Origin of the sequence: Burkholderia sp., assembly GCF_018375725.1 — a bacterium.
Classification (GTDB): domain Bacteria; phylum Pseudomonadota; class Gammaproteobacteria; order Burkholderiales; family Burkholderiaceae; genus Burkholderia.
This window is the reverse complement of record NZ_JAHACR010000427.1, coordinates 1-2,671: the sequence shown is the minus strand read 5'-3', so window position 1 is coordinate 2,671 and position 2,671 is coordinate 1. Positions and strand designations below refer to the sequence as shown.

The 2,671-nt window shown below is 62.6% G+C and carries 1 pseudogene; it reads right to left on the bottom strand.

Annotation, left to right across the window (positions count from 1 at the left end):
• A pseudogene (gene bcpA, locus KH616_RS23890) lies at nt 1-2,671 on the bottom strand (contact-dependent inhibition toxin BcpA); the annotation flags it as partial.

Genomic DNA, 2,671 nt, shown 5'->3' with positions numbered 1-2,671 from the left:
ACAGCCCGGCCGTGCTGTCCGTGCCGTTCTGTTCATCCGACTTCACGACGATCTTCGCCGGGCTCACCGCGGCACGCGTGACGCCGCTCGCGCTATCACCCGTCTGTGCAAAGCTCGGGCCGCCCGACGTCGAAAAACCTTCCGACGATCCCGAATACGACATCTTGTTCTGGATGTCGGTAAATCCGAGGCTGCCGGTCGTCAGCGTATTGCTGTCTGCCGGCGCCGCGCTTGCGATCTGTGCGCCGTTGAGCTGCGTATGGCCCGCCACGTTGACATCAAACCCTTCCTTGCCAGCCACGATGCCGGTTTGCTGGTTCACCGACGCATAATTCGCGTCGATGCTGGTGTGGCCGATCGATGCGTCGACGCCGCCACCATAGCCGAACGTAAAGCTGCCGCTGACGCCCGTGTTGTGCTGGTTGCTGCTGTAGTTCGACGTATCCTGAAGGCTCGTCATCGTCAGGTCGCCGCCGACATCGACCTTGACCTTGTCGCCCGACACCTTGGCGCCCGACAACGTCGTGTCGCCACCCGACTTCATCGTTAGCGTATTGCCGGCTGCCACCGTCGTGTTGGTTTGCGTGACGCTATCGCCGTTGCCCTGGCCGTGCGAGTTCGAGCCATTCGCGAAGACGCTGATCCCCGTATTCTTGCCCACGCCGATCGCCACGCCTGCATTCCAGCCGGTCGAACTGTTCGAGCTCGTACTCTGTTCGGTGCTCTGCGCGCTTTGCAGCGTGATCGCGTTGTTGGCGTCGAGCGCGACGTTCTTGCCGAGCACTGACGCTCCGGTCATCGCAATGTTTCCGGTGCCCGCCTGAGCGTTTCCGTTTGCGTCCGGTGTGCCCGTCGCGGTGATGGAGACGTTGCCGTTGCCTATGATCGACGAACCTTTCGCGCTCGAGATCGATGTCGTCGCATTGCTGCTGCTATGGCTCGACCCGATGCTGAGCTGTACCTGAACGCCCTTGGCAGCTTCGCTCACGTTCCCGTTCGACACGGCATTGGCCGCGTCCTTGATCCCGCCGCGGTTCTGGTAAGCCTGTTCGGCAGCCGCCACGGCCTGTACTGCAGCGAGGCGCGAATCGCCCGACTGCTGGCCTTGGCGGACGGCGCCTGCCATCGACTGTCCGAGTCCGACCAGGCCGCCGCCCAATCCGACACTCAAACCCGACTGGCTGAACTGCTGCGACTGCGCGTCCTTGTAGGTGTCGTACGCGGCATTTACCGTCACGTTTTGAGCGGCGATTCCGACATCCCGGCCTGCCACAATCGTGCTACCGGTAATCGTGGCATCCTTTCCGGCCTGGATCGTGACATTGCCCTGCGATGACCCGATCACACTCCCCTTATTCGTCACCGAGCTGCTTTGGTCTTGCTGCGCGGCCGAGCGCGAACCTACCGTCACCGACAAACCACCATTCGTCAAAAGACCCGATTCCTTCTTGTCGAAATAGCTGGACGATTGAGTCGTGTCTTGCGAGGTCGTGATGTTGACGTTGCGCGTCGCCTGCAACGTCACGTCGTTCGTGCCAACGACGTTGCTACCCGCCACGTTGATGTCGCGGTTGCTGACGATGTTGACGCCGTCGGCCGACACCGTGCTGCCCTGGCTATGGGTCGCCGTCTGGTCGATGCCGCTTGAAACCTGCACGCCGCTCACGACATTGCTGTGGCTGTGCGTTTCGTGCGAGTTCAGCACATGCGTTTCGGTTGCCGCGCCGATATTCACATCGCCGCTCGCCATCAGGTTCGCATTGCCTTTATCCAGGCTGACCGTGCTGCCGCTGATCGTGAGATCCTTGCCCGACGCCAATGTGACGGTATCGCCACCCTTGAGCGTCGTGCCTGTGAGCGCCTGATCGGACATATGCAGCGTCTCGGCGTAGCTACCGTGACTGTCGCCGCCCGAACTGTTGCTGTTCACCGTCGATGTCGTGCTCGCCGCGCCAAGCGTTACGTTGCCCTTGGCCGCAAGCGTGCCGCCCTGGCCGAGGTCGATCTGCGCGCCCTTGGCCGTCAGGTCTCCGCCGACGCCGATGCTCGACTGTCCACCGACCGTCACCGAGCTGCCGGTGACCTTGTTGATGTCGGTATTCGACACGCCGTTCGCCCGCTGCACGATCTTGTGCTCGCCCGTCTGCACCGCACCGAGATCCCAGTTGCCGCCGACGTTCATCCCGAGATTGCCGCCGACCGACAGGTTGCCCGCGTTCTGCTGGAAGTTGCCGCCGGTGACGATCGACGCATTGCCCACGACGTCCAGTTTGGCGGTTGGCCCGAGCGTCGTCACCACGCTCGTCGCGCCATCGCGGCTCACGCGTGTGTTCGTCTTCGTCGCCGTATCGAGAATCAGGTCCTTGCCGGCGTCCAGCTGCAGACTGCCGGCCTTGACGCTCGCCGACGTCAGATCGATGTTGTTCTCGGTCTTCAGCGACATCAGCCCGCCGCTTTGCAGCGCGCCGAACGCGTTGTCGATCTGCTTGCCCTGGATCGCCAGCGTGTTGTCCGCCTTGATCGTGCCGCTGTTCGTGAACGACTGCGCGTTCTGTAAATCGATGTTCGTTGCGCTGATCAGCGGGCCGTTGACATTCTGCTGGTTCGCCAGCGCGAGATACACGACCGGCACGAGCACCGACTGGCCGTCGACCACGCGGGTCTCCATCAT